Source organism: Vibrio sp. Y176, from assembly GCF_033438945.1.
In genome coordinates, this window is sequence record NZ_JAWOQS010000195.1 from 1 (window position 1) to 919 (window position 919).

Annotated in this window: 1 protein-coding gene; it reads left to right on the forward strand. The window is 48.9% G+C overall.

Annotated features, from left to right (window positions below; translation table 11 throughout):
* Nucleotides 1-919: 3-hydroxyacyl-CoA dehydrogenase NAD-binding domain-containing protein (locus R7O13_RS25055; protein ID WP_318304965.1), on the forward strand; the 919-nt coding region annotated here is incomplete at both ends.

The following is a 919-nucleotide window of genomic DNA, read 5'->3' on the forward strand; positions in this document are numbered from 1 at the left end:
ATTCAGATGTGATTGTTGAAGCCGTTGTCGAAAATCCAAAAGTAAAAGCAGCGGTACTGAGCGAAGTCGAATCGCACGTTGGTGAAGACACCGTCATTACATCAAACACATCGACGATTCCAATCAACCTATTGGCACAATCACTTAAACGCCCAGAAAATTTCTGTGGTATGCACTTCTTTAACCCTGTGCATCGCATGCCTTTGGTTGAAATCATCCGTGGTGAGAAAACTTCTGATGAAACCATCAACCGCGTAGTGGCTTACGCAGCGAAAATGGGTAAATCCCCAATCGTCGTGAACGACTGTCCGGGATTCTTCGTCAACCGCGTATTATTCCCGTACTTTGGCGGTTTCAGCATGTTGCTTCGTGACGGTGCAGACTTCACTAAAGTCGACAAAGTCATGGAACGCAAATTTGGCTGGCCGATGGGCCCGGCGTACTTGCTTGATGTAGTCGGCATCGATACTGCGCACCACGCACAAGCGGTGATGGCAGAAGGTTTCCCTGAGCGAATGGGAAAACAAGGTCGTGACGCGATTGATGCTCTATTCGAAGCCAACAAATACGGTCAGAAGAATGGCAACGGTTTCTACAGCTACACCATTGATAAAAAAGGTAAGCCTAAGAAAACCTTCACTGAAGATATCTTGCCAGTACTGGCAGACGTCTGCGCGGACAAACAAGAGTTCGATGAGCAAACCATCATCCAACGTATGATGATTCCGATGATCAACGAAGTCGCCCTGTGTCTGGAAGAAGGCATTATCGCCACAGCACAAGAAGCGGATATGGCGTTGGTCTACGGCCTCGGTTTCCCTCCTTTCCGCGGCGGCGTGTTCCGTTACCTCGACAGCATTGGCCTGGCTAATTATGTCGCGATGGCGAAACAGTATGAACACTTGGGTGCCATGTACCA